The organism is Nibribacter koreensis (assembly GCF_039541795.1).
Classification (GTDB): domain Bacteria; phylum Bacteroidota; class Bacteroidia; order Cytophagales; family Hymenobacteraceae; genus Nibribacter; species Nibribacter koreensis.
In genome coordinates, this window is the sequence record NZ_BAABGX010000002.1 from 990,386 (window position 1) to 1,014,120 (window position 23,735).

At 52.8% G+C, this 23,735-nt stretch carries 19 protein-coding genes; 13 read left to right on the forward strand and 6 right to left on the reverse strand.

Annotated features, from left to right (window positions below; translation table 11 throughout):
* The first annotated feature begins 182 nt into the window (after nucleotides 1-182).
* The 8 genes from ABD880_RS11475 (at nucleotide 183) to ABD880_RS11510 (ending at nucleotide 8,334) form a co-directional block, all read left to right on the forward strand.
* Nucleotides 183-2,342, forward strand: coding sequence for a TonB-dependent receptor (locus tag ABD880_RS11475; RefSeq protein ID WP_345166065.1), 2,160 nt, complete (start codon nucleotides 183-185; stop codon nucleotides 2,340-2,342).
* Between the two features lie 175 nt (nucleotides 2,343-2,517).
* Entirely contained in the window at nucleotides 2,518-3,150 is a 633-nt protein-coding gene (locus tag ABD880_RS11480; protein WP_345166067.1) for a hypothetical protein, read from the forward strand.
* Between the two features lie 66 nt (nucleotides 3,151-3,216).
* A complete protein-coding gene (locus ABD880_RS11485) occupies nucleotides 3,217-4,260 on the forward strand; it encodes a sensor histidine kinase (RefSeq protein WP_345166069.1) in 1,044 nt (347 codons plus the stop codon).
* 75 nt (nucleotides 4,261-4,335) lie between these two features.
* Nucleotides 4,336-5,127, forward strand: coding sequence for a LytR/AlgR family response regulator transcription factor (locus ABD880_RS11490; protein ID WP_345166071.1), 792 nt, complete (start codon nucleotides 4,336-4,338; stop codon nucleotides 5,125-5,127).
* 174 nt (nucleotides 5,128-5,301) lie between these two features.
* The gene (locus ABD880_RS11495) at nucleotides 5,302-6,201 is read left to right on the forward strand and encodes a LysR family transcriptional regulator (protein ID WP_345166073.1); all 900 of its coding nucleotides are present in this window, start codon (nucleotides 5,302-5,304) and stop codon (nucleotides 6,199-6,201) included.
* Nucleotides 6,202-6,272: 71 nt separating this feature from the next.
* On the forward strand, nucleotides 6,273-7,214 hold the full coding sequence (locus tag ABD880_RS11500; protein WP_345166076.1) for a YeiH family protein: 942 nt from the start codon (nucleotides 6,273-6,275) through the stop codon (nucleotides 7,212-7,214).
* A 34-nt stretch (nucleotides 7,215-7,248) separates the two neighbouring features.
* Entirely contained in the window at nucleotides 7,249-7,713 is a 465-nt protein-coding gene (locus ABD880_RS11505; protein WP_345166078.1) for a GNAT family N-acetyltransferase, read from the forward strand.
* Nucleotides 7,714-7,770: 57 nt separating this feature from the next.
* Entirely contained in the window at nucleotides 7,771-8,334 is a 564-nt protein-coding gene (locus ABD880_RS11510) for a DUF4252 domain-containing protein (RefSeq protein ID WP_345166081.1), read from the forward strand.
* 614 nt (nucleotides 8,335-8,948) lie between these two features.
* On the opposite strand, the gene ABD880_RS11515 is transcribed toward ABD880_RS11510, so the two are convergent.
* Both ABD880_RS11515 and ABD880_RS11520 read right to left on the reverse strand, forming a co-directional pair.
* The gene (locus tag ABD880_RS11515; protein WP_345166083.1) at nucleotides 8,949-11,822 is read right to left on the reverse strand and encodes a CHASE domain-containing protein; all 2,874 of its coding nucleotides are present in this window, start codon (nucleotides 11,820-11,822) and stop codon (nucleotides 8,949-8,951) included.
* Between the two features lie 108 nt (nucleotides 11,823-11,930).
* A complete protein-coding gene (locus tag ABD880_RS11520; protein ID WP_345166086.1) occupies nucleotides 11,931-13,280 on the reverse strand; it encodes an FAD-dependent oxidoreductase in 1,350 nt (449 codons plus the stop codon).
* A gap of 100 nt (nucleotides 13,281-13,380) precedes the next feature.
* On the opposite strand from ABD880_RS11520, the gene ABD880_RS11525 reads away from it, so the two are divergent.
* Entirely contained in the window at nucleotides 13,381-13,887 is a 507-nt protein-coding gene (locus ABD880_RS11525) for a methylated-DNA--[protein]-cysteine S-methyltransferase (protein WP_345166088.1), read from the forward strand.
* Between the two features lie 293 nt (nucleotides 13,888-14,180).
* On the opposite strand, the gene ABD880_RS11530 is transcribed toward ABD880_RS11525, so the two are convergent.
* Together ABD880_RS11530 and ABD880_RS11535 are read right to left on the reverse strand one after the other, a co-directional pair.
* Nucleotides 14,181-14,795, reverse strand: coding sequence for an alpha-ketoglutarate-dependent dioxygenase AlkB family protein (locus ABD880_RS11530; RefSeq protein WP_345166090.1), 615 nt, complete (start codon nucleotides 14,793-14,795; stop codon nucleotides 14,181-14,183).
* Between the two features lie 8 nt (nucleotides 14,796-14,803).
* Nucleotides 14,804-16,057, reverse strand: coding sequence for a cation:proton antiporter (locus ABD880_RS11535; RefSeq protein ID WP_345166093.1), 1,254 nt, complete (start codon nucleotides 16,055-16,057; stop codon nucleotides 14,804-14,806).
* A gap of 234 nt (nucleotides 16,058-16,291) precedes the next feature.
* On the opposite strand from ABD880_RS11535, the gene ABD880_RS11540 reads away from it, so the two are divergent.
* Nucleotides 16,292-16,687, forward strand: coding sequence for a hypothetical protein (locus ABD880_RS11540; protein ID WP_345166095.1), 396 nt, complete (start codon nucleotides 16,292-16,294; stop codon nucleotides 16,685-16,687).
* A 308-nt stretch (nucleotides 16,688-16,995) separates the two neighbouring features.
* On the forward strand, nucleotides 16,996-19,236 hold the full coding sequence (locus ABD880_RS11545) for a monovalent cation:proton antiporter family protein (RefSeq protein WP_345166097.1): 2,241 nt from the start codon (nucleotides 16,996-16,998) through the stop codon (nucleotides 19,234-19,236).
* 184 nt (nucleotides 19,237-19,420) lie between these two features.
* Here the strand turns inward: ABD880_RS11545 and kynU are convergent, their stop codons facing one another.
* On the reverse strand, nucleotides 19,421-20,695 hold the full coding sequence (gene kynU / locus ABD880_RS11550) for a kynureninase (protein ID WP_345166100.1): 1,275 nt from the start codon (nucleotides 20,693-20,695) through the stop codon (nucleotides 19,421-19,423).
* A 103-nt stretch (nucleotides 20,696-20,798) separates the two neighbouring features.
* Nucleotides 20,799-21,854, reverse strand: coding sequence for an amidohydrolase family protein (locus tag ABD880_RS11555; protein ID WP_345166103.1), 1,056 nt, complete (start codon nucleotides 21,852-21,854; stop codon nucleotides 20,799-20,801).
* A 491-nt stretch (nucleotides 21,855-22,345) separates the two neighbouring features.
* Between ABD880_RS11555 and ABD880_RS11560 the strand changes: the two genes are divergently transcribed.
* Together ABD880_RS11560 and ABD880_RS11565 are read left to right on the forward strand one after the other, a co-directional pair.
* Nucleotides 22,346-22,741 (forward strand): RidA family protein, encoded by a 396-nt coding sequence (locus tag ABD880_RS11560; protein WP_345166105.1) that lies wholly within the window; start codon nucleotides 22,346-22,348, stop codon nucleotides 22,739-22,741.
* An 86-nt stretch (nucleotides 22,742-22,827) separates the two neighbouring features.
* Nucleotides 22,828-23,685, forward strand: a complete 858-nt coding sequence (locus ABD880_RS11565) for an NAD(P)H-binding protein (protein WP_345166108.1) — start codon at nucleotides 22,828-22,830, stop codon at nucleotides 23,683-23,685.
* The last annotated feature ends 50 nt before the right edge of the window (nucleotides 23,686-23,735 follow it).

Consider the following 23,735-nt stretch of genomic DNA (forward strand, 5'->3'; position numbering starts at 1 on the left):
GCTCTTTCGTTTTTGGGCTGTTTTACCGGAAAGAGGCCAAAAACGGAGAATCTGTTCAATCCCATGAAACGTTCATCATGGCCTCTTGACAGTTCATCTACCTCTCTCTACAGTTCATCCCCTTTTAATTTCATAGCCTTGGCGGGCGGTGCACCTTTGCTCAGAACCTAACCGCAACCGCTATGAAAACCGCTACGCTCCTTCTCTCCTTCTTCCTGCTCCTAACCGGCCACCAGTTATTTGCCCAGAGCCTGGTGAAAGGCCAGGTAAAAGACACCGACGGTCAGCCCATCATTGGCGCCAATGTCATGCTGAAGGGCGCGTATGACGGAGCTTCTACAGACGCGGCTGGTTCTTTCTCCTTTAAGACCAAAAGCACCGGGGCGCAGGTACTGGTTGTGAGTTACCTGGGCTTTGGCACTTTGGAGAAGTCTATTAACCTGGACCAGCCGCTGGCACCCTTGCACATAATTTTAAAGCCAGATTACCGCCAGTTGCAGGCGGTGCAGATTTCGGCGGGGGCGTTTGAGGCCAGTGATGAGAAGCGCGCGGCCTTGCTTACCTCTAGAGACATTGTCACCACCGCCGGCGCCGCTGCCGACATCATGGGCGCCATCAACGCCTTGCCCGGCACCCAGAAAGTGGGCGAAGAAGGAAAGCTCTTCGTACGCGGCGGCGACAGCTATGAAACCAAGACGTTTATTGACGGCATGGTGGTGGCCAACCCGTATAGCGCCAGCGTGCCAGACGTGCCTGCCCGCGGCCGCTTCTCCCCGTTCTTGTTCAGTGGCATGGCCTTCAGTTCTGGCGGCTACTCTGCTGAGTACGGACAGGCGCTTTCTTCTGCCCTGCTCTTGCAAAGCCAGGACCTTCCAGATGAATCCCAGACCGGTATCTCTTTGATGAGCGTGGGGGCCAGCCTCTCCCGCACCAAGCGCTGGGAAAATACGTCTTTGGCCGTGTCTGGAGAATACACCAATCTGCAACCGTACATGAGCCTGGTGCCCCAGCGCCAAGACTGGATCAAGATGCCTGAGACCAAAGCCGGAAGCGTGGTCTTCCGGCAGAAAACGTCCGCCACGGGCATGTTCAAGCTGTACGGCACCTACGCCAGCAGTGAGTTGGGCCTTTATCAGGAGAATATCAATCAACCAGAATCGCCTACCCAGGTCAACCTGTATAACCAAAATCTGTTCCTGAACAGTACCTATGAAGAAGTGTTTCAGGAGAAGTGGACCTTGCAAACCGGCACTACCTATACCTACACCACCCAAGACATAACAGCGGGCACCACAGACGTGAACACCGGTACGCATACCTGGAACGGAAAAGCGGTCATGATACGAGACTTGGGGCACGCCGTGACCTTGCGCACCGGCCTGGAGACCCAGCTGAGCCACTATGACCAGACCTTCCAGCAGAACCCGAAAGCAGACACACGCCATGGTTTGGTGAATGAACAAAACCTAGCGGGCTTCGCTGAGGCAGACGTGTACCTAGGGAGCAAACTGGTGGCCAGACCGGGCTTACGCTGGGAGTGTTCTCAGTTCTTGGGCCAAAACGCTTTGTCACCTAGAATGGCGCTGGCTTATCAGGCTGGCAAGGACGGGCAGGTTTCCTTCGCCTATGGTCACTTTTACCAGACGCCAGAGCAGGATTACCTCAAGTACCAACAGCCGCTCACCTTTGAGAAGGCCGTGCATTACATCTTAAACTACCAGCGCACCTTTGGCAAGCGCACGCTTAGAGTAGAAGGCTACCACAAGCAATACCAGCACCTCATCCGGTACGATGCTCCAGAGTTGCTGAATGCCACCCAAATCAATAACAGCGGACACGGCTATGCAAGAGGCGTAGAATTCTTCTTCCGGGACCAGGAAACCATCAAGAAAGGCGACTACTGGATTTCTTATTCGTTCCTGGACAGCAAGCGCCTGTACAAAGGGTATCCAACCTTGGCCCGTCCGTCCTTTGCTTCTACCCACAATGTGAACCTAGTGTACAAGCAGATGATAGACCCCATCAAAACCTACGTGAGCACCACGTTCAGCTACACCAGCGGCCGGCCGTTCCATAATCCCAACCAGGAAGGCTTTATGCAGGGACGCACCAGAAACTACCTTGACCTGAGCCTGAGTGCCAGCTACCTCACCACCTTCAAGGGACATAATGTAGTGCTACACGGCGCCTGCAACAATATTTTGGGCTTCAACAATGTATTTGGCTACCGCTACGCGACTACTCCCGGCCAGGATGGTCAGTTTGCCGCCCAAGCCATTGAGCCTGGCGCCAAGCGCTTCGCGGTAATAGCCCTGCTCATTTCTATTAATGACGCCAAGTAATGTGCTAATTTTTCAATGTGCTGATGTGCTAACGATCAGCACATTAACAATCAACAATTAACCTGTTTTTGGGCTGTTTCCCAGAAATCAGGCAAAAAACGACCTCATATAATTGACCAACCAGCAGCAATTGACAATCAACAATTAAAAAACCAACAACTTAAAAATTACTGCCATGAAAAAACTACTCTTACTTCCGGTATTCTTCATCACCTTCTTAGTACAGGCTCAGGGAAACTACCAGGCCGCATTAGGTGAGGCGCTCACTGAGTTGAAAGCGGCCAAAACTCCAGAAGAAACCCAGGACGCCGCCAACAAGATCAGCCGCATCTCGGCCGCCGAACCAAAGGCTTGGCTACCGGCCTACTACGCCACTTATGCGCACATTGCGTTGAGCTTTCAATTGAAAGAAGACGCCCAACGCGATGCCGTCCTGGACAAAGCCCAATCCTCCCTGGACAAAGCCTTGACTCTGGAGCCGAAGGAGTCTGAACTACACGTGCTACAAGGCTACTTGCACCAGGCCAGACTGGCTGTCTCGCCTATGAGCCGGGGCATGAAGTACTCTGGCCTTACGGTGGCGTCTTTAGAGAAAGCCAAAGCCCTGAACCCCGAGAATCCCAGAACTTACTTCTTACTAGGCCAGCACTACTTTAACATGCCCAAAATGGTAGGAGGCGGCAAAGACGTAGCCAAGCCTCTATTGACCACCGCCGTTGAGAAATACGCGGTTGCCCCACCTGCCAACAGCCTGTCGCCCAGTTGGGGCATGAACGGTGCCAAGAGCCTGCTGGCCAAATGCGAATAACCCAGATTCCTGCGCCCTGGCACGTGCCAAGGCGCAGGAATCCCTAAAAATCTTTAACTTTCTGCCATGGCCAACTTTGCTATCCCAGACCTGCGCGTAAAATCTGTCTTGAAGTGGGTGGCCATTTTCTCTGGGCTGGCCCTGCTCAACATGGCGTTGAACTGCGCTTCCTGTTTTTCTAAAAGCGGCTGGATCTTAATAAACTTCACCTACAGTTTTCTGCTGTTCGCCTCCCTTTGGCTGGGCAACGGCTTCTTAGGACACCTTCTCAACCGGGTAGTCTCCTGGGTTGAAAATCCAGGAAAGCGGTTCTTGATTACCATTGTCACCACCACCCTCTTTTCGGCGGTAGCCATTCTGCTGATCAACTGGGTGTATGTAATTTTCTTAAACGGCCTCTCTACAGAAGTTTTTCTCTCTACCAGGTTTAGGTGGACCATGGTCACACAGCTACTGGTCACGTTCTTCATCACCTTGTCTGTGTATGCGGTCTCCTTCTTGAGAGAATGGCGGCAGAGTGCCATCAACGCAGAGCGCCTCAGGAAAGAACAGGCCATCTCGCAGTATGAGGCCCTCAAGAACCAAGTGAACCCGCATTTCTTGTTCAACAGCCTCAACGCCCTCACCAGCCTGGTGCATCCGTCACCAGACCTGGCCGTCAAGTTCATCAAGCAACTCTCTGAAGTCTACCGCTACGTCCTGGACTCCCAGCACAAAGAGGTGGTGGAACTGGAAGAAGAACTGGCCTTTACCCAGCGCTACGTGTTTTTACAGCAGATTCGGCACGCCGAAGGGTTGCAAGTCTCCCTCCCCGAAGCGGTACCAGCCGGTTTTTACCTGCCGCCCCTGGCCTTGCAGATGCTCCTGGAGAATGCCATCAAACACAACAAGATACTGGCCAAAGAGCCTTTGCGCATTCAGGTCAGCATTGAAGGGAATATCCTGCGGGTAGAAAACAACCTGCAGCCCAAGACCCAGCATGAACCGCCCAGCGGCTTGGGACTTCCCAACATCAAAGCCCGCTACCAGATGCTCACTAACCGCGAAATGGAAGTAACAACCACAGAATCTTCGTATGCCGTGCGCTTGCCCTTGCTCACGTTCCAATAATCGTTTTTTGCCTCTTTTCCAGAAAACACCCCAAAAACGAACAACCCAAAAACGAATAACCAGTAACGAATTGTCATGCTCCGCGCCTTAATCCTAGAAGACGAACCCTTAGCCGCCAACCGACTGGCGCAACTTCTGCAAGCCCAAACAGAGGTGCCGCTTAACGTAGTGGCTACCTTGGCATCAGTGCAGGAGGCGGTGCAGTATTTCAAGGAACAGCGGTTGCCAGACGTGGCCTTTTTTGACATCCAGTTAGGCGACGGTTTGAGCTTTGAGATTCTGGAACAGGTAGAGGTGCACTGCCCCATCATCTTCACAACGGCGTATGACGCCTACGCCCTGCGCGCCTTCAAAGCCAACAGCATTGACTACCTCTTAAAACCTATTGACGAGGAAGACCTGACCAAAGCCCTTCAGAAACTGCAACGGCTTACCGCTTCCTCGGCACCAGCTACTCCCGCGCCAGACGGTTCTCTGCAACTGCTTCAGCAGGCCCTGCAACAATTGCAAAGTCCATCGGCACCGGCGTATAAAAACCGGTTCGTCTTGAAAGTGGGCGAGCATCTGCGGGCCATTCCGGTAGAGGAGATTGACTTCTTTTACAGCTTTGAGAAGGCTACCTTTCTGCAGACCACAGACAACCGCCGCTTTGCCCTAGACTACACCATGGACCAACTGGAGCAACTGGTCAACCCTCAGCAGTTCTTCAGGGTGAACCGCGGTTACCTGGTGCAGTTGCCGGCCATCAAAGACATCATCCATTACACCAACAGCCGCCTGAAACTGGTGCTACGCCAACACCCTCAGGAAGAAGTCTTGGTGAGCCGCGAGCGGGTTTCTACCTTTAGAGCCTGGCTGGACCAGTAAATCCGTTTTTGGGCTGTTTTCCGGAAAACAGGGTAAAAACGATTGATTGTTGATTGTCAATTGCTGATTGCTCGTTCACATAGAGAATCCATAGCACATCAGCACATTAAAAAATTAGCACATTCCATCCCATTCTCTCAATCATTCAACCATTCAATCTCTCAATAAAGAAGCATGCTAGATTTCCGGTGGAAGGTTTTTAGAAGCGTGGCCAAGCACCTGAGCTTTACCAAGGCGGCGGGTGAGTTGTTCATCACGCAACCCGCCGCTACCAAGCGCGTGCAGGAACTGGAAGCCGAAGTAGGCTTGCGTCTGTTCCTGCGCAAGGGCAACCGCATCCAGCTCACGCCCGCCGGGGAGACCATGCTGGCCTTTGCCGAGCGCGCGCATGCCCTGCAAGAAGAAGTGGCTTTTGCCATGGGTAAACTTAAAGACCAGGTAAGTGGGCATCTACGCTTGGGCGCCAGCACCACCATTGCCCAGTACGTGATGGCACCGGTGCTGTCGGCGTTTCATCAGCGGTACCCGCACGTGAAACTTTCCTTGCTCAACGGCAACACCGAGGCCATGGAGCAGGCACTCATCCATCAGGACATTGACCTGGGCATTGTAGAGGGCCTCAGCCACAGAAGAGAACTCCAGTACACACCTTTTTTGCCCGATGAACTGGTGCCCGTGGTCCGCGCCGGACACGCCCTCACCCAGACCGGGAGTATCACCCTTCCAGAACTAGCTTTGCAACCATTGGTCTTGCGGGAGCGCGGCTCGGGTACGTTAGAAGTCATTGAAGAAGCCTTGCGCGCGCACCAGCTACGCCTGCCAGATTTGAACGTGGTCCTGGATTTGGGAAGCTCAGAGACCATCAAGTCCTTTCTTCAGCACTCAGACTGCGTGGCCTTGCTTTCTGGGTACTCTATCCAACAAGAATTAGCCTCGGGCAAACTGGTGACGCTTCTCCCTGATGGTTTTAGTCTGAAGCGGTCATTCTGGTTTGTGCAACCGGTGGGCCAGCCCGAGGGACTCTCAGCATTGTTCCAGCAGTTCTGCTTGCGCCAGTATAACCTACCGGAATAGCACATCAGGATTTGTCATTTGCGCAGAGCATACAAGGAAGGTACTTTTGTGGTATCTTTTCTAAAGTACCCATGTCCCTCGCGCTGTCTTCCCCTACTATTTCCAGAACCATTTTCATTGTAGTGGGGGCGGCGTGTCTTACGCCTTGGGTTTCGCCGCCGGTGGCCTTGGCCGCGGGTGCCATTTTGGCCAATACCGTGGGCAATCCGTTCAGGCCGCTTACCTCCAAGCTCACCAAGAAACTATTGCAGTACTCCATCATTGGCTTAGGCTTTGGCATCAATGCGCACCAGGCCTTGCAGGCGAGCCAGGAGGGACTACTATTAACGGTGGCCTCCATTGTGCTCACCTTGACGGCGGGTTACTTGTTGGGCAAGTGGCTGGGTGTGGATTACAAGACGGCGTACCTGGTGAGTGCAGGGACGGCTATATGCGGGGGCAGTGCCATTGCCGCGGTTTCACCGCTCATTCACGCCGAGGAAAAACAGATGACCATGGCGCTGGGAACGGTGTTTGTACTCAACTCAGTGGCTTTATTAGTGTTCCCGTGGATTGGCAACCTGTTGCGGATGACGCAGGCAGACTTTGGCTTATGGGCGGCGCTGGCCATTCATGACACCAGTTCGGTGGTGGGCGCGGCGCAGACCTTCGGCGAAGAGGCCTTGCGCATTGCCACCACGGTCAAGCTGGCCCGGGCGCTCTGGATTATTCCGCTGGCGCTGTTCACGGCCTTCGCGTTTAAACAGTCGGGCGCCAAGGTGTCCATTCCCTACTTCATTGGCGGCTTTGTGCTCACCATGCTCATTGGGAGCTACGGCCCCAGCAAGTTAGAACCGCTGTATGCCGGCATCACTTTTGCCGCTAAGCGTGGCCTTACCTTGACCTTGTTTCTGGTGGGCGCCGGCCTGGCCAAGGAGACCTTGCGACAGGTGGGTATTCGGCCCTTGTTGCTGGGCGTGATGCTGTGGCTGGGCTTAGGTGTTTCCAGTTTGCTGGTCATTCAGAGCTTGTAGTTGCGCAAAAGCTGCTGGCCTCTTATCTTGTTCTATGGACTTGAACCAATACCGCCCCAATGATTATCTCCTGAGTTTTGACAAGAGGCGTCTGCAACTGGACGTGATTCATGGCTACCTGACGCAGAGTTACTGGTCTGCGGGCATTCCCAGGGAAGTGGTGGAGCGCGCCGTGGAAAACTCCCTGTGCGTGGGCGTGTACCACCAAGAAAAGCAAGTAGCCTTTGCCCGCCTTATTACGGACTATGCCACCTTTGCCTACCTCTGCGATGTGTTTGTGCTGGAGCGTGCCCGCGGGCAGGGATTGTCTAAATGGATGATGGAAGCCTTACAAGCGCACCCACAATTGCAGAACCTTAGACGCTGGTTACTGGCCACCAGAGACGCGCATGGCCTGTATGCCCAGTTTGGGTTTACGCCTTTGCCTTCTCCCGAGCCGTTCATGCAATTACACACGCCCAATGCCTACCAGACCGCCGCTTTCCTGGACCAGAAGTAGAACCTGCTGACCGTTTTTGGGCTGTTTCCCGTAAAACAGGCTAAAAACGACATTCTTATGGCAAAGACCCCTTCGGTTTTCACGGCAACTCCTCCCTTCAAGAACTATATTCTATTCCTGTTTACAGTGGCGTTATTGGGCGCGCAGGCCTGTAGCAGTACCAGCAAATTACCTCCGGCTCAAACCAGCCTGGAGTTCTATGACAAGTACCGCAACCAAGCCGGTTTTAAAGCGAGTAGCATTCCCGTGGGCCTGGTTACCAGAATAATAGGCAGCCAGTTAGACGACTCCACCATCACCATGCTGCAAGGTATTAAGAGCATACGGCTGCTCAGCTACGCCCCAGAAAACAACAAAGGCCAGCGCTTTTTGACCAACCGTCTGCTCCCCGAAATCCAAGATGTGTTCAAGACGCCGTCTTACAGCTCTCTGCCCTTGAGCGGACCGGCTGGTTTAGAACTCAAGGTAAAGGAAGACCAGCAAAAGGTAAAGGAACTGGCCGTGTTTGGCCAGCGGCGCAACGGGTTTGTGCTCCTGCTAGTGGAGGGCAACATGGACCAGCGCATGATTCAGAAAGTACTAAAGAAGATTGACCCAGACCTGGTGGCCAAGGATTTGTAAGGACCCGCCGTTTTTGCCTTGTTTTCTGGAAATTAGACGGAAAACGGTTTTGATGGTTGATTACCGGTTACTGCCACCTCAGGTCTGGAACGTTCCCAGCAATCTGCGCCTGCGCTGCCGTTGTTGCAAGTTCCATCTTTCACTGAAATAAGGCTTTGGTGCACGCATTTGGCTGTTCCCTTGGCAATGCCGTTTGCTCCGGTGCGAACTCACAGCTTTGTTCCATAGTCTCCGGTAAGCGCTCACGGCCGCGGGGCCTCGTCCTGGCCCTTCGCACTGCTGTTGTACTCTGGGCCTTTGGCCCCGCCTTTCAGGCGACGAAACAACAGAGGCGCTCAGGACCAAGACTGGTTCTGGTCCCAATCCTGTGAGGGCTTGTTGGTTGATTCTGGTGGTTGCAGGCAATTTCTGTCTCTGTCGCTGCAGAGTCATTCGTGCTGGCGCACGGCTGTAACTATCTGCTTGCACGGGGCCATGGTTCAAGTCTGCGACTTGGACCCATGATGCTGGCAGTTTTCAACTGCCCTGGAGCGCAGGCTTCAATCATGTGTTACGCCCTCCTTTGAAGAGGGTAGGGGGATGAAAGGAGCTCTTTCAGACTCAGGACTCGCGACTCAGGACTCCTTGAAGTAGACCGTGAACGTAGTGCCTTGGCCTTCTTCGCTGTCTACTTCAATACGGCCTTCATGGTTCTCAATGATGCGTTTGACAATATAAAGGCCAATGCCCGTGCCTTCTACGTGGGAGTGCAACCGTCGGAACATACTGAATAGTTTGCCCTGCTGGTCTTTTCTGATGCCTAGGCCGTTGTCCTGCACGGTGAGTATAATGTAGCCGTCTTCGCGGTGGGTTTTTAGGTTGATGACGGCGGGGTGCTGCGGGTCTCGGTACTTGACGGCGTTGCTCACCAGGTTGTACAGGATACTGCGCAGGTTCTTGCGGGCATACCTAAGGGACTGGACCTCAAAAGACGCGTTGATTCTGGCTTTGGCCTCATGGATCAAGGGGGCAATGTCTTCTTCTACCCCGGCCAGTACCTCAGCAAACAGTAGTTCTTCTACCGGCTGCTGTTCTGAGTTCTTCTGCACCTTGGTAATCTCTGTAAGGTCCATGATGGTGCCTTTGAGTTTGCCAATGGAGGCGGCCACCATTTTTAACAGCACCTGGTCATCTTCATGCTCGTCTTTGGTGGCGGCGTTGTCAATGAGGGCGGTGGTGAGGGCCTCCAGGTTAGAGAGCGGTGAGCGCAAATCATGCGAGGCCGTGTACACAAAGTTGTCCAGGTCATTGTTGATGCGCAGGAGCTCGTCGTTCTTCTTGACCAGTTGGTCATTGATCAAGGCCAGTTGCTCGCGGCTTTTCACCTGCTCGGTTACTTCTACGGCAAAGGTGAGCACAGACTCTACCTGGTCCTGGTCATCTTTGATGGGTTCATAGACAATGTTAAAGAAGCGCACCACATCTACTTCTTCCGGGGTTTGGGCGTCAAATTTTACCGGTACCTCCTGGGCAATGTAGGCTTCGCCAGACTGGCTCACAATGTACAGGATCTTCCGGAACGGCTCTCTTTGGGAGGGCGGCAGGGCGGCAAACGCGTTTTCGCCCACTTTGGCCTTGCCGTTGTATAGCTCGCTCAGATAGGAGTTGACTAAGGTGTAGGTCATGTCCTTTAACCGAACCAAGCCCACAATGGCCGGTACCTGCATGAAGATGCGCTGGAGCATTTCGGCGTTGCTCTTGAGGCGGTTCTCCATCTCAATGCGTTCTGTGATGTCTGACACGGAGCCAATGTAGCCTAAAAACTCTCCCTCCTCCTCAAAACGCGGACTGCCCGTATTAATGACCCAGCGGTACTCGCCATCATGGCGGCGCAGGCGGTACTCGCTCCTAAACTCCTGGTGGCTGTCAATGGCTTCTGCATATATCTTGAAGGCGCCCTCTGTATCTCCGGGGTGCAGGAACTGTTCCCAGCCGCGGCCTAGGTTTTCTGCCAGAGTAGAACCCGTGAACTCCAGCCACTGGCGGTTTACGTACGTGCACTGCTTGTTGGCGTCTGTGATCCAGACCATGACCGGGGTGTTGTCGGCCATGTTTCTAAAGCGGGCCTCACTTTCTACCAGAGCCTGCTTGGCTTTACGCTCTTCGGCTATGTTGCGCACCTCCAGAATATGGCCCACTACTTCGCCGCGTTGCTTCACAGACCGGATGGAGCAGGAAACAGGAATGGTCTTGCCGTCCTGACACAGGTAAGTATCTTCAAAGGTGACCGGCGTGAGCGAGGTGTACGGCGAGCTACCCATTGATTGATCTACCTTGGAGTGCACCACTTCTTGGAAAGGCTGTTTACGCAGGTCTTCCATGCCCAGTCCCAACAGCCGCTCAGCCGCCGGGTTCTGAAACGTGCAGTAGCCGTTGTTGTCCAGCAGGAAAAGTCCCGCGGTGGTGTTTTTGGTGATGAGTTCTGTCAATTGATTGGACTGCAGGTACCTCAGCAACGACCAGGTCACAAAGAAAATCAAGAGACTGATGATGCTGCCCGCCAAGAGAATAAGGTTGTGCTCATCTATGCCAGGGTCATTGGAGAAAGAGCGCGCCGGCCTGAAGGCAAGCGTCCAGGTGCGGCCGGCCAGCCTTACCTGCTCTACGCGGTGCAACTGCCTGCCGCTGGCGTCTAGTTTAACGTTGGCGGTGTCATTGCTGTAAAGTAGGTTCTCTTCTTGTATGTGCTTGCCGTCATAAATCTTAAGGCTTACGTCAGTAAAATCAGTGCGCAGGGTGCCTTCAATCAAGTCCATGGCCCTGAACGGCGCATAAACAAACCCATGCAGGCGGGCGCGGCGGTCTTCCAGAACGGTGGGGTTGCTCCCGTTGTCATAGATGGGCAGGTACACCAGAAAGCCGGCCTGAACGCCCTTGGTAAACTCCTGCACCAGTTTCACCTTGCCCGTCATGGCAGGCTTCCCGAAGTCACGGGCGGCTTCCATGGCCTCGCGCCGGGTGGGGTCATGGAACATGTCATACCCAAAAGCGCGCAGGTTGCGCACATTCATGGGCTCTATGTACAAGATGGTGGAATATTCTATGCGGGGGTCTGTGGGCAGTACCTTGAAATTAGGAAATCCTTCTGCCCTAACCCGTTGCTCCAGGCCCGGTACTTGTTCTGGGGTAAGCATGGTGGCATAGCCAATGCCCTGCATGCCCGGGTAATTTGCCTCTACCTCCAGGGACTGTTGGTATCTTCTAAAGTCCTGGCGCGTTACGGTGTCTGAGGAGAGAAACAGGCCCTTGGCTCCTTTCAGAATCTGGACGTAATGGCCCATGCGGCGCTCCAAAGAGGTTTTTATCTGGGCAGTGCGCAGTTCAAAGAGCTTAGCGTCCCGCTCCTGGTCACTGGTTTTAGAGACATAGTACGCGTACAGCGTAATTCCCAGCACCAACGCGAAGGAGCCAATGGCCAGGTAATAGTCTTTTAACCGAGATATGAGCATGTAAGGGGTTGTGTTCTTGGGGCGTACCGGCAAAGGTACACAAAGCAGGTGCACCTAAACGTTTTTAGCCTTATTTCCAGAAATTAGCCTAAAAACGGCCATTGCTGGTTACGCCAACTGTTCCTGCAAATAGGCTTGCACTTCTGGTTTGTCATAATCTGCCTCTGAACCAATGTGCGTCATGAGGTGGCGCATGATCTCCTCCTGCCGCCGCCCGTTGGCCAGAGCCTCTGCGTACGGTAAATCTGGAGAAAAGGTGACCATTGAGTACAAAGGCAGCCAGGCGTCTGGGTATTGCGCCGTAATTTTGGACTCAATCTTTTTCTGCAACAGGAACCGGGGGTCGGCCACCTTGTCGCGCATCTCAATGAAGTTATACACGGCCAGGTCTGCAATGGCATCTGTGTTGGGCTTGCGCACCTCTTGAAAGGTCTTGAAGATGGTCTCCCAGTCGGTGCCGTGTTCTTCTAAGAGACCGCGCAGAATGGTGCAGTCCTCAAAGCCGGCGTTCATGCCCTGGCCGTAGAACGGTACGATGGCGTGCGCGGCATCACCCAAGAGCACCACTTTGCCGGCGTGGCTCCACGGGAAGCACTTGACCGTCACCAGAGAGCCCACCGGGTTCTCAAAGAATTCCTGCGTTAACTCGGGCATGAGCGCCGCGGCGTCTGGGAACACCTTCTGGAAAAAGCTCTGCACCTGCTCCTCTGTCTGTAGGTTTTTAAAGGACACCTCGCCGTCATAAGGAAAGAACATGGTGCAGGTAAAAGAACCGTCCATGTTGGGCAGGGCAATCATCATGTACTGCCCGCGCGGCCAGATGTGCAGGGCGTTTTTCTCTAGTTGCCAGCCTCCATCAGCCGCGGGCGGAATGGTGAGTTCTTTGTAGCCGTAGTCCAGATAGCTCTGCTCATAGTTGAACCGCTCTGTCTTTTGCATGGACAGCCGCACCATGGAGAAGGCACCGTCTGCGGCAAAGAGCACATCTGGTTGGATGGTATGTTCCTGGCCACTGGCGGTATTCAAGAGCGTGACCTCATTGGTGCTCAGCTCTACCTCCAGCACCTGTTCCTGAAAATGCAAGGTCACGTTGGGCTGGGCCTCGGCTAGGTCCAGCAAGGCCTTGTTCAACCCTCCCCGGCTTACGGAGTAGATGGCCTGCCCCGCCTGCCCGTACGCCTGAAACGAAAGGTTGCCCTGCACGTCATGCATCACGCGGCGGTACATGGGTATGGCCACTTTCTTGATGTCCTCAGCAATGCCAATGGTTTCCAGCGCGCGCCAGCCCCGGTCGCTCAGGGCCAGGTTGATGGAGCGGCCACCTGCCAGTTCAGCGCTGCGCAGGTCTGGACGGCGCTCATACACCTCTACCTTGTAGCCTTGCTTGGCCAGGTACAAAGACAGCAGACAGCCAACCAGGCCGCCGCCCATGACACTTAACTGAGGATCTTTCTCCATAAACTTGGGTATGGGTGAATTTTTTAAGCGCGAAGCGCCAAATACTAGGGCTCTACGGCTAGAAAGGTTAAACTTGGTTAAATTTTGTGAAATATTCATCATGCCCAGTGCTTCTGCCCCATATGTTCTGCACCTGTCCAGCCCCTTGGGCACCCTGCGCCTGACTGCCAATGACACCCATCTATTTTCTGCCTCTTTTCCAGAAAATGAGCCAAAAACGGATTCTGCTATCATTCCTCCCATTTTAAGAGAAGCCGAAGCCCAACTAACCGCCTACTTTGCCGGCGAACGTCAATCGTTTGACCTGCCCTTACAACCCCAGGGAACCGCTTTTCAGCAGCAGGTCTGGCAGGCCTTGCAAGAGATTGCACCGGGCAAAACAGAGACGTATCTAGGCTTGGCCAAACGCTTTGACAACCCCGGCGCGGTACGGGCGGTGGGCGTGGCCAACGGCGCCAACCCCTGGCTGGTGCTAGTGCCCTGCCACCGCGTAATTGGTGCAAAAGGTGAACTGGTAGGCTACGCCGGCGATCTCTGGCGGAAGAAGTGGCTACTGGAGCATGAAGCCAAGATGAGCGGCGTGTACCAGACTTTTTTAGAATTTTGAGTGAGGGATTGAATGAGTGAGAGAATGGATTGAATTGAAGATGTGAAAATTTGGAGATGTGAAGATGGGCCTTAATGGTTACCCTATACACATAGTTCTGTTTTTGACTTGTTTTCAAGAAAATAACCTAAAATCCAACGGAGTTACTGCGCGTTTATAGCACTGACTTTGCTTTTCTGGAAAGTACTTTCGGCTAGACAGGAAAGTAAATCCTGCCGTACAACTAAACCCCATTGAGCTCCCGTTCTTGATTATCCCCATCTTCAAATTTCCACATCTTCAAATTTTCAAATTTACCTAATCACCCTAAACGTGAGGTTGATCCTGGGCTCTAGAGGCTTGGCAGATTTGGGGACCTGGTGCTGCCAATGGTGCTGGGTCTGGCCGGCCATTAAAAGGAGACTGCCAGATGGTAAAATCAGTTTCTGTTTGACGTCTGGCTGAATACGGTGCCTGAAATGGAAGCTTCGTTCCTGACCTAAGCTGATGGAGGCAATGATGGGGCTGGGACCTAGCTCTGGTTCATCATCTGCGTGCCAGCCCATGCTGTCTTGGCCCGTTCTGTAGAGGTTGAGCAAGACGCTGTTGAAAGAGATCCCGGTGGTGGACAGCAGTTTTTCGCGCAGTTGGGTTAGGACCGGAATCCAGGGCAGGGGCTGCCAAGTAAGTCCTGAGTAGGTGTATGATTTGCCTGCATCACCGTACCAGGCGGTGAGCCTTGGTTGAGGAATAGTCTTACCAAACAGCTTAATCTCTTCCTGCCGCCAGGCTATTTCTTGTTGTAGCCTTTGCCAGAGACTTGCCTGTTCTGCCTCTGGGATAAACCGGAGCAACAAGTATACGTCTGCGTCTGGCAGGGACAGGCGTTGTGGGGCATAGGTGATCGTAAAAGTAGGCAGAAGGGGCATACAACGCGTTACTCTACTTGTACATCTTTGGGACTTCTCACTCGGTCTAGATAACTCATGACTGGGGTGGCCAAAATGCCGTGGGTGATGATGGAGAGTAAGATGGTAAACCCGGCTATGGCCCAAATCTCGTCTGGGTTCATGAATTTGGCATGGGCAAACGCGAAGGAAAGGTAAAAAATTGAGCCAATTCCCCGTATCCCGAAGAAACTGATGGCCCACCTTTCTCTCATTTGCAGGCCACTCCCCTTTAAGCCCAGCATGCCCGCCACCGGTCTAATCAAAAAGACAAAGGCCAGCCCTACCAAGGCGCCTTGCCACGTAAGGGCGTCCAACAAGCCCTGGCCCAGGCTTCCGCCAAAGAGAATCAAGACCACCACTACCAGCATGCGCTCAATCTGGTCTGTAAAGTCGTGCATTTCGCGGTGGTATTTTGTGTGCTTCTCTGAGTGCTTGATGGTGAGGCCGGTAATGAACACGGCAATAAAGCCATAGCCGTGCACAAACTCGGTAAGGCCGTAGACCAGTAAGGTGGTGGAAATGGCCACAAAGCCATCGTGCGTCTCGGGTAGCCTCCCTTTTCTGGGCAATTTAAAAATAAGGTAGGCCACGGCTTTCCCTAGCAGAAACCCCAGCGCCACGCCTACCACCACCCGGTAGAGCACATCATACCCAAACCAATGCAGGAGCCAGTTTTCTTGCCCGCCGCCCTGCGCCACAACTGCCAAGGCAATGGCCAGCCACGTAAACGGAAACGCCATGCCATCGTTCAGACCGGCTTCTGCCGTAAGGGAGAAGCGGGTGTGGTCTTCTACTTCTTCACTGGGCGGCCCCACCTGCACGTCGGCGGCCAGGACTGGATCTGTAGGGGCCAGCGCGGCGGCCAACAGCACCGCCGAGGCCAGTGGCATCTTCAGGAAAAACCACGCCATGGCCACCAGTCCCGCAATACAAAAGACCATGGTCCAGCTTACCAGCCGCAAGGGCACGCTCCAGTTCTGCCAGGTGGGCCGTCTGTTGATTTTAAGGCCGGTGCCCATCAATGTAATGATGACGCAGAGCTCTGAGAGGCGCAGCACCATGTCATTCTCTCGTAGCGGTTCTGGGTCTGGCAAGCCTAAAGGCAGTTGATAGATGATGAGCCCTACCACAATGAATAGGATGGAATAGGACAGCGGCACCTTTTCAAACAGCGTGGGCAACCAGGCCATGGCCAACGCCGCCGCGCCAATGACTACAAACGTGAAAAGGTACAAATCCATGGGAGTTCTTTCTTGTGCCGAAAGACTTATACGGAAGCATCGTATAAATACCCATGAAAAAGCACCTCGTTTTTGGCCTGTTTCTGAGAAAACAGGCCAAAAACGAGCCCGTCAAATGCTGCCACCACCGTTTCTGCGTAGCTCTATGGAGTAGGACAAACGCAGGAAGAACTGCTGTTGAACAACGGGCAGGTTTGCGTTTGGGGCTGTAAAATGGTAATTTTGCTTGAACCCATGAGCAAATTGACAGGACTCTTACGGCATTTGGTTAGGCTTACCTTGATGTGGGCCATGCTGCTGTGGGCGCTTACGCTGCCTGGGCAAGAGGTAGACTTTTACCAGTTCCTGATTTCCTGGTCTACGCCGGTTGCTGAGCAAGAAGCGGCTTCAGTCTCTGAGCAGCACACGGCCACGGTAAATACGCAGGAAGTGATGGCCTCTGCAGACGCAAGACCGGCCACGTTTGAAACCAGCTTTCTCCAAAAGCACACGGCTGGCCTTCCATCGTCCTTTCTTCATGTTGATTATGCGCCAGTGAAGACCATTCTTTTAGGCAATGAAATTGTCTACGGCGTTTTTGTACTGGTAGCGCGGCGGCTGCCCACCTCTATTCAGCCCAACGCGCCCTAGCGTTTATTGCGGCACCTTCTATTCTCTTTCTTGGTCCCAAAACACCTGGCAGGTTCTACCTTCTCTGCCTTTTGCCAGTGGGCTTGGGCTTTTGGCACTTTCTATCACGTAAAGGACTTTAGGCTGTCCCTGTCGTCTAGGCTAATCCTATGTGCGTAACAAGAAAGTGAAACAGATAGAAGTTGCGTATTCTCTTTGTGCCAGAGGTCTTATTTCTTAGCCTTTAGCCAGGCCTGACAGCCAGCCATTTTCTATCAAAACACAAGAACCATTTCTCTGAGTCTGCCTCAGAAAACTCCTATATCACCATGACACATTTGCCCCACTTAATCATGGATTTGGGTTTGATATTGGCCGCGGCCGGTATTATCACCCTTATCTTTAAAAAATTAAAACAGCCGCTGGTGCTGGGCTACATCATTGCCGGCTTGCTGGTAGGTCCGCATTTTGCCTTGTTGCCCACCGTTATTGAGACAGCCAACATCACCATCTGGGCCGAGATTGGGGTGATCTTCCTGCTCTTCAGCCTGGGCCTGGAGTTCAGTTTTAAGAAGCTGGTGAAAGTGGGCGGCGCCTCTTCTATCATGGCCTTCTTTGAGGTGGTAGTTATGCTGGTGCTGGGTTATCTGACGGGTAAGTTGCTGGGCTGGTCTACCATGGACAGTATCTTTCTGGGCGGTATTCTTTCCATCTCCTCTACTACCATCATCATTAGGGCTTTTGACGAGTTGGGCGTAAAATCACAGCGCTTTGCCCGCCTGGTGTTTGGCGTCTTGATTGTAGAAGACCTGGTGGCCATCTTGTTGATGGTGTTGCTCTCCACCCTGGCGGTAAGCCAGCAGTTTGCCGGTACAGAGATGCTGTCTGCGGTGCTAAAGCTGGCGTTCTTCTTGGTGGTCTGGTTTCTGGGCGGCATCTTCCTTATTCCCACGTTTCTGAGAAGAGCCAGCAAGCTCATGAATGATGAGACCCTGCTCATTGTGTCTCTGGCGCTCTGTCTGTTAATGGTGATCCTGGCCGCGCAGGTTGGGTTTTCGCCGGCCTTGGGGGCGTTTATCATGGGTTCCATCCTGGCAGAAACCACCAAAGCCGAAAAAATTGAGCACCTCATCTCCTCTGTAAAAGACCTTTTTGGCGCTATTTTCTTTGTCTCTGTGGGCATGTTGATTAACCCGGCGGTGATTCTGGAGTACGCCGCTCCCATTGCCATCATTACGCTGGTGACCATTGTGGGCAAAGTGGTGAGTATTACGGGCGGCGGATTAGTAGCCGGGCAAGGGCTCAAGACGTCGCTTAAGTCTGGGATGAGCGTTTCGCAGATTGGGGAATTCTCCTTTATCATTGCCACGCTGGGACTCACCTTAAAAGTAACCAGCGAGTTTCTGTACCCCGTGGCCGTGGCGGTGTCTGCCATTACCACCTTCTCTACGCCGTACATGATCAAGTACTCAGAACCGTTGCACCAAGCCATTGAGAAGATGCTGCCCAACCGCTGGAAAGCCTCTCTGAACGAGTACAGTTCTGGGGCGCAGACCATCAACACTACCAGTGACTGGCAACTAGTCCTCAAGTCTTATGTGCTTAACCTGGTGGTCTACTCTGTGATCATCATTGCCTTGGTTTTGCTGTCTAGCCAGTATTTGAGTCCGTTTCTGTCTAACCTTATTAGTGCGCCAGACTGGGCCAATATGGCTACCATTGTCATCACGCTGCTGGCCATGGCTCCTTTTTTGTGGGCCTTGGTCATGCACCACCCACAGAAAGAGGCGCAGGCCCGCATCTGGGCCAACAGAAACTACAGAAGCCTCATCATAGTGCTGTCCTTCTTTAAGATTGGGGTGGCTATCTTTTTCATTGCCTTCCTGCTGGACCGTTTCCTTTCTGTGCAGGTGGCGTTGGTGGCGGGGCTGGGCATCTTGCTGCTGCTGGCGTTCTTCTCCAAGAAGATTCAGGAATTCTACATCAGGATTGAAAACCGGTTCCTGTCTAACCTAAACGCCCGTGAGCTGCATGAGGAAAGCAAAAAGCACCACTCCCTCACGCCCTGGGACGTGCACCTGACCAGCTTCACCATCTCGCCTTTCTCTGAGGCCGTGGGCAAAACCCTGGTAGAATTGCAGGTGCGCGAAAAGTACGGCATGAACGTAGCCGTGATTGAGCGCGGCGACCAGACCATCATGCCCCCTACCAGGAACGAGCGCATTTTCCCGGGCGACGTCCTTTACGTGTTTGGCTCAGATACGCAGATGGAAGCGTTCAGGCAGTTCATTGAAACCGAAAGGCCCGAAGAGGCAGTTGACTCTGAAAAAGAGGAAATACGCTTGCAGAAGCTGGTCTTGCGGCCAGAGTCTTTTCTTGTGCATATGTCCATCAGAGATTCTGGGGTGCGTGAGAAGACCAAGGGCCTGATTGTGGGGATTGAGAAAAAAGGCCAACGCATCCTCAACCCAGACTCAGAGCTGGTGTTTGAAGAAGGCGATATTGTCTGGATTGTGGGCAGCCCCAGCCGCATTAAAAAGCTACATGAGATGGAATCTACCTCAGGGTAAGCGGCAGTTTTCCATAACATGACAAACCCCGTTTTTGGGCTATTTTGCAGGAAATAGCCCAAAAACGGGGTTTGTCTTAAGTGATGATGAATGCACTTTGTCTACTTAAAGAAAGACAAAGATACTATAGAAACATAATGCCTATTTACCGCTAACAACAGCCTTACTCATTGATCATTACTCACTATTCATTACCAAAGTGCGCCGCCAAGAACTGCCCGAAGCGGTAGACGTCCTCAAACGTGTTGTACATAGGCGTTGGGGCTACCCTGATAACGTTGGGCTCGCGCCAGTCTAAGATGAACCCGTTGGCCATAAGCGTGTCAAACAACTGACGGCCGTTCTGGTTCACGAGCAAGGAAATCTGGCAACCTCTGGCTTCTGGCGCAGATGGCGTAATGATTTCTAATAACTCTTTCGGCTGATTCAATTCTTTAATAAGGAATTCTAAATAAGCAGTCAGACGTTCGCTTTTGGCGCGTAGGTTCTCAATGCCGGCTTCTTCAAACAAGGCCAGAGACGCTTTGTGCACCGCTAAGGGTAGAATCTGGGCATTAGACAATTGCCAGCCTTCGGCGCCGGCCATGGGAATAAAGCCCTTTTTCATCTGGAAGCGCTCTTGCTGGTCGTGGCCCCACCATCCGGCAAAGCGCGGCAGATTGGGGTTGTTGGCGTGACGCTCATGCACAAAGGCCCCAGAGGTTCCGCCCGGTCCAGAGTTCATGTATTTGTAGGTACACCACACGGCAAAGTCCACGTCCCAGTCATGCAACTGCAGGGGCACGTTGCCCGCGGCGTGCGCTAGGTCAAAGCCGCACAAGGCGCCTACGGCATGCGCCGCTTGAGTAATAGCCGCCATGTCAAACACCTGCCCGGTGTAGTAATGTACGCCACCCATCATGACCAAGGCAAGTTCATCGCCGTGCTCTTGGATGGCTTGCAGAATATCCTCGTTGCGCCAGGTAGTCTCCCCTTCGCGCGGCGAGATTTCAATGATGGCGTCTTCTGGGGTATAGCCATGGAATTTCACTTGGGTCTCTAACACATATTGGTCACTGGGGAAAGCACCGGCTTCGGTTAGAATCTTGTAGCGATTGCCTTTGGGTTGGTAGAAGGACACCAGCATGAGGTGCAGGTTCACGGTGAGTTGGTTCATGATGACCACCTCCTCGGGCTTGGCTCCTACAATGCGGGCAGTGGGTCCGGCCAGGGCTTTGTGGTAGGTGAACCAAGGCGTGTCTCCTTTAAAATGGCCTTCCACGCCCAAGGTGGCCCATTTGTACATCTCCTCCTCAACCGCCGCTCTGGCAGATTTAGGTTGTAGGCCTAAGGAGTTTCCGCAGAGGTAGACCGTGTCCTGTCCGTTTTGCTGCGGAATGTGAAATTGCTCTCTGAATTTATGAAGGGAATCTGCCGCATCCTGGGCCTGGGCAAAGGCCAACGTATTTTGAAAGGTCATCTCTTTGAATTTGTAAAGCACCGCGCGTGCGGCTCTAGCCTGCTAAATTAAGGAGAAACCCCCAATGTTAAACAGGAATCAGCACCGGCCTCAGGCTTTTGTATTACAAAGAAGGGCTATGAGATGTTTTGAGGCTGTTGGGCAGGAACTGTTCTTTCTGCAAACCCAGCCATTGCAAGGCAGAACCGCTCAATAACAGTTCCTTCACCGTGTCTGGGTACGGCATGGATTCAATGAGTTTACCCGGCTCCAGCTCACCCAGCGGGAAAGGATAGTCACTGCCTAAAGCAATCTTGTCTGCCCCGAACTGCTTGACCACATAGTCCAGCGTGTTAGGGCAGTGCACCAAGGAGTCTATCCAGAACTTGCCCAAGTAATTGACCGGCGGCACGTTGTTGTCTACGGCGCATAAATCTGGCCTAACGTCAAACCCATGCTGAATGCGACCAATGGTAAACGGGAAAGAACCTCCGCCGTGCGCGAAGGCTACTCTTAAGTTAGGCAAACGCTCCAGCACGCCGCCAAAAATCATGGAGCAGATGGCGCGCGAGGTTTCGGCGGGCATGCCCACCAGCCAGGGCAGCCAGTACTTGCGCATCTTCTTTTCGCCCATCATGTCCCAAGGGTGCACAAAAACGGCAGCGCCCAGGTCGGCGGCGGCTTCAAAGATGGGAAACAGGGCATCATCATCCAGATTCAAGTCATTGACGTTGGAGCCAATCTGCACCCCGGCCATGCCCAGTTCCTTTACGCACCGCTCCAGCTCTTTGATGGCCAGTTTGCTGTCCTGCATGGGGAGTGTACCCAGGCCAATAAAGCGCGTGGGGTAATCTGCCACCACGCCGGCAATATGGTCATTCAGGATTTTGGAGAGATCCCAGGTGTCTTCGGGCTTGGCCCAATAGGAGAACATGACCGGCACCGTGCTCAAGACCTGCACCTGCACGCCGTGATGGCTGCACTCCTGCATGCGCACCTGCGGGTCCCAGGTATTGTCCTGCACTTCTCTAAAAAAGCGGTCATCCAGCATCATGCGCGCACAGCAGGGCTTGTGGTGCTCCAATCGCACGAAACCGCCATAACCATACCGCTCTCGCAAGTCCGGCCAGCGCTCGGGCAAGATGTGCGTGTGGATGTCTATTTTGAGCGGTTGGTGCATGAGAATGGCATGTGCGGTTTACTTCGATGCTCAAAATAATAAAATCTGCGCAATTCTGGGAACGGCTTTTTCATTCTGCTTCCGTTTTTGGGTTATTTTCTGGAAATCAGGCTAAAAACAGATTTGATTGTTGATTGTCAATTGCTGATTGTTGTTCAATATTTACAAAAGCGTTTTTGTACTGTTTCACAAGAAAGAGGCTGAAAACCGTTAACCTACTTTTTTATCCTACCCCATTATTGTCATCTTGGAAAGATCTTGTGGGCAAGCTGTAGTGACGCTGGAGTAAACGCTATTACAACTTGTTCATAAGGTCCTTTCAGGATGACAGTAGGATATGGTGTAATGGGCTACTTTAAGTATGACAGTAGACAGAATGTATTTCTATCATCAGGGCTTCCAAAGAAAAATGAATGTCAATTTATTTCGGGCTTCGCCCTTATTAAGTAGCTTGGTTAACAATCTGCAATGGACAACTAACAATTAAACCTATGCCAACAGAAACAAAACGTCAATTATTCTCCTCGGGGGCGCCTTGGGAGGAGACCGTTGGATACTCACGTGCGGTAAGGGTGGGACCTTTAATTGAAGTAGCCGGCACTGCCGCAGTAGACAATGGCCAAGTAATAGGCGAAGGAGACGTGTATGCGCAAACCGTGTGCATTCTACAGAAGATAGAAAAAGTCTTGCAAGAGGCCGGCGCATCTCTAAAAGAGGTGGTAAGAACCCGGATGTTTGTGACGGACATTAGTCAATGGCAGGAAGTAGGCCGGGCGCACGGCGAGTTCTTTAAAGACATTAAACCGGCCACCAGCATGGTAGAAGTGAGTGCGCTGATTGACCCAAAACTGCTGGTAGAGATTGAAGCGACGGCGTACTGTGGCTGAATCGTTTTTGGGCTATATTTTGGAAAACTAGCATAAAATAAATATCTTATGCATTGAGTATCAGTCAATCTCCAAAAGAAAGGCCTATGAAAACAGTTTTAGTCTTAGGAGCCACCGGGTGTTTGGGTTCACATATTCTAGAAGTTTTGCGGGAGAAAGGCTATTCCATAAGAGCCACGGCACGCACTGCCCTCAAGGCCGAACAACTGCAACAGTCAGTTCATGAAGTAGTGGTGTGCAACCCCACGCAACAAGAAACCCTTACGCCAGAACTGGTACACGGCGTTGATTATATCATCTCTGCCTTAGGCAAAAGCCTGAGTCTGGCAGACACCAGCAAAACCTGCTTTCATGAGGTAGACTACCAAGGCAACCTCAATATTCTCAAGCTAGCACAACAGCACGGGCACATACAGAAATTCGTCTACGTGGCCGCGTTCAGTGGCGAGAAGCATCCTAGCGTGGCCTATTTCAAAGCGCATGAGGACTTCGCCAGAGATTTACAGCACAGCGGCATTCCCAACGCCATCATAAAACCGCCCGCTTTGTTTTCTGCTGTGCTGGAGTTAGTGCCCATGGCGCGCAAAGGGCAGCTGGCCTCAGTGGGTCCCGGCGACCATATTACCAATCCTATCCATGAGCATGAAGTAGCCGAAGCCTGCGTGCACGCCCTCACCTCTCCAGACACGGTGGTGGAACTGGGCGGTCCGGTCACGTATTCCCGCATGGATTTGATCAGGATGGTGGGCAAGAAAGTGGGGCATTACCGTAAAATTCCGCAGGTGCCGTACTGGGTGGCCAACACCTTTTTGCCCATGATAAAACTGGTGAGCAAATCTTTGTTTGAGAAAGCCGCTTTTTTAGTGGCCGTCACCAAAACCGATTGCGTGGCGCCCGTAAAAGGACAGCGCCGCCTGGAGGAATATTTAGCCGAACACGTGTAAGCTAACCTCTTGGGGCATCCGCTGTTTTTATCGATATTTGCACCAATCAG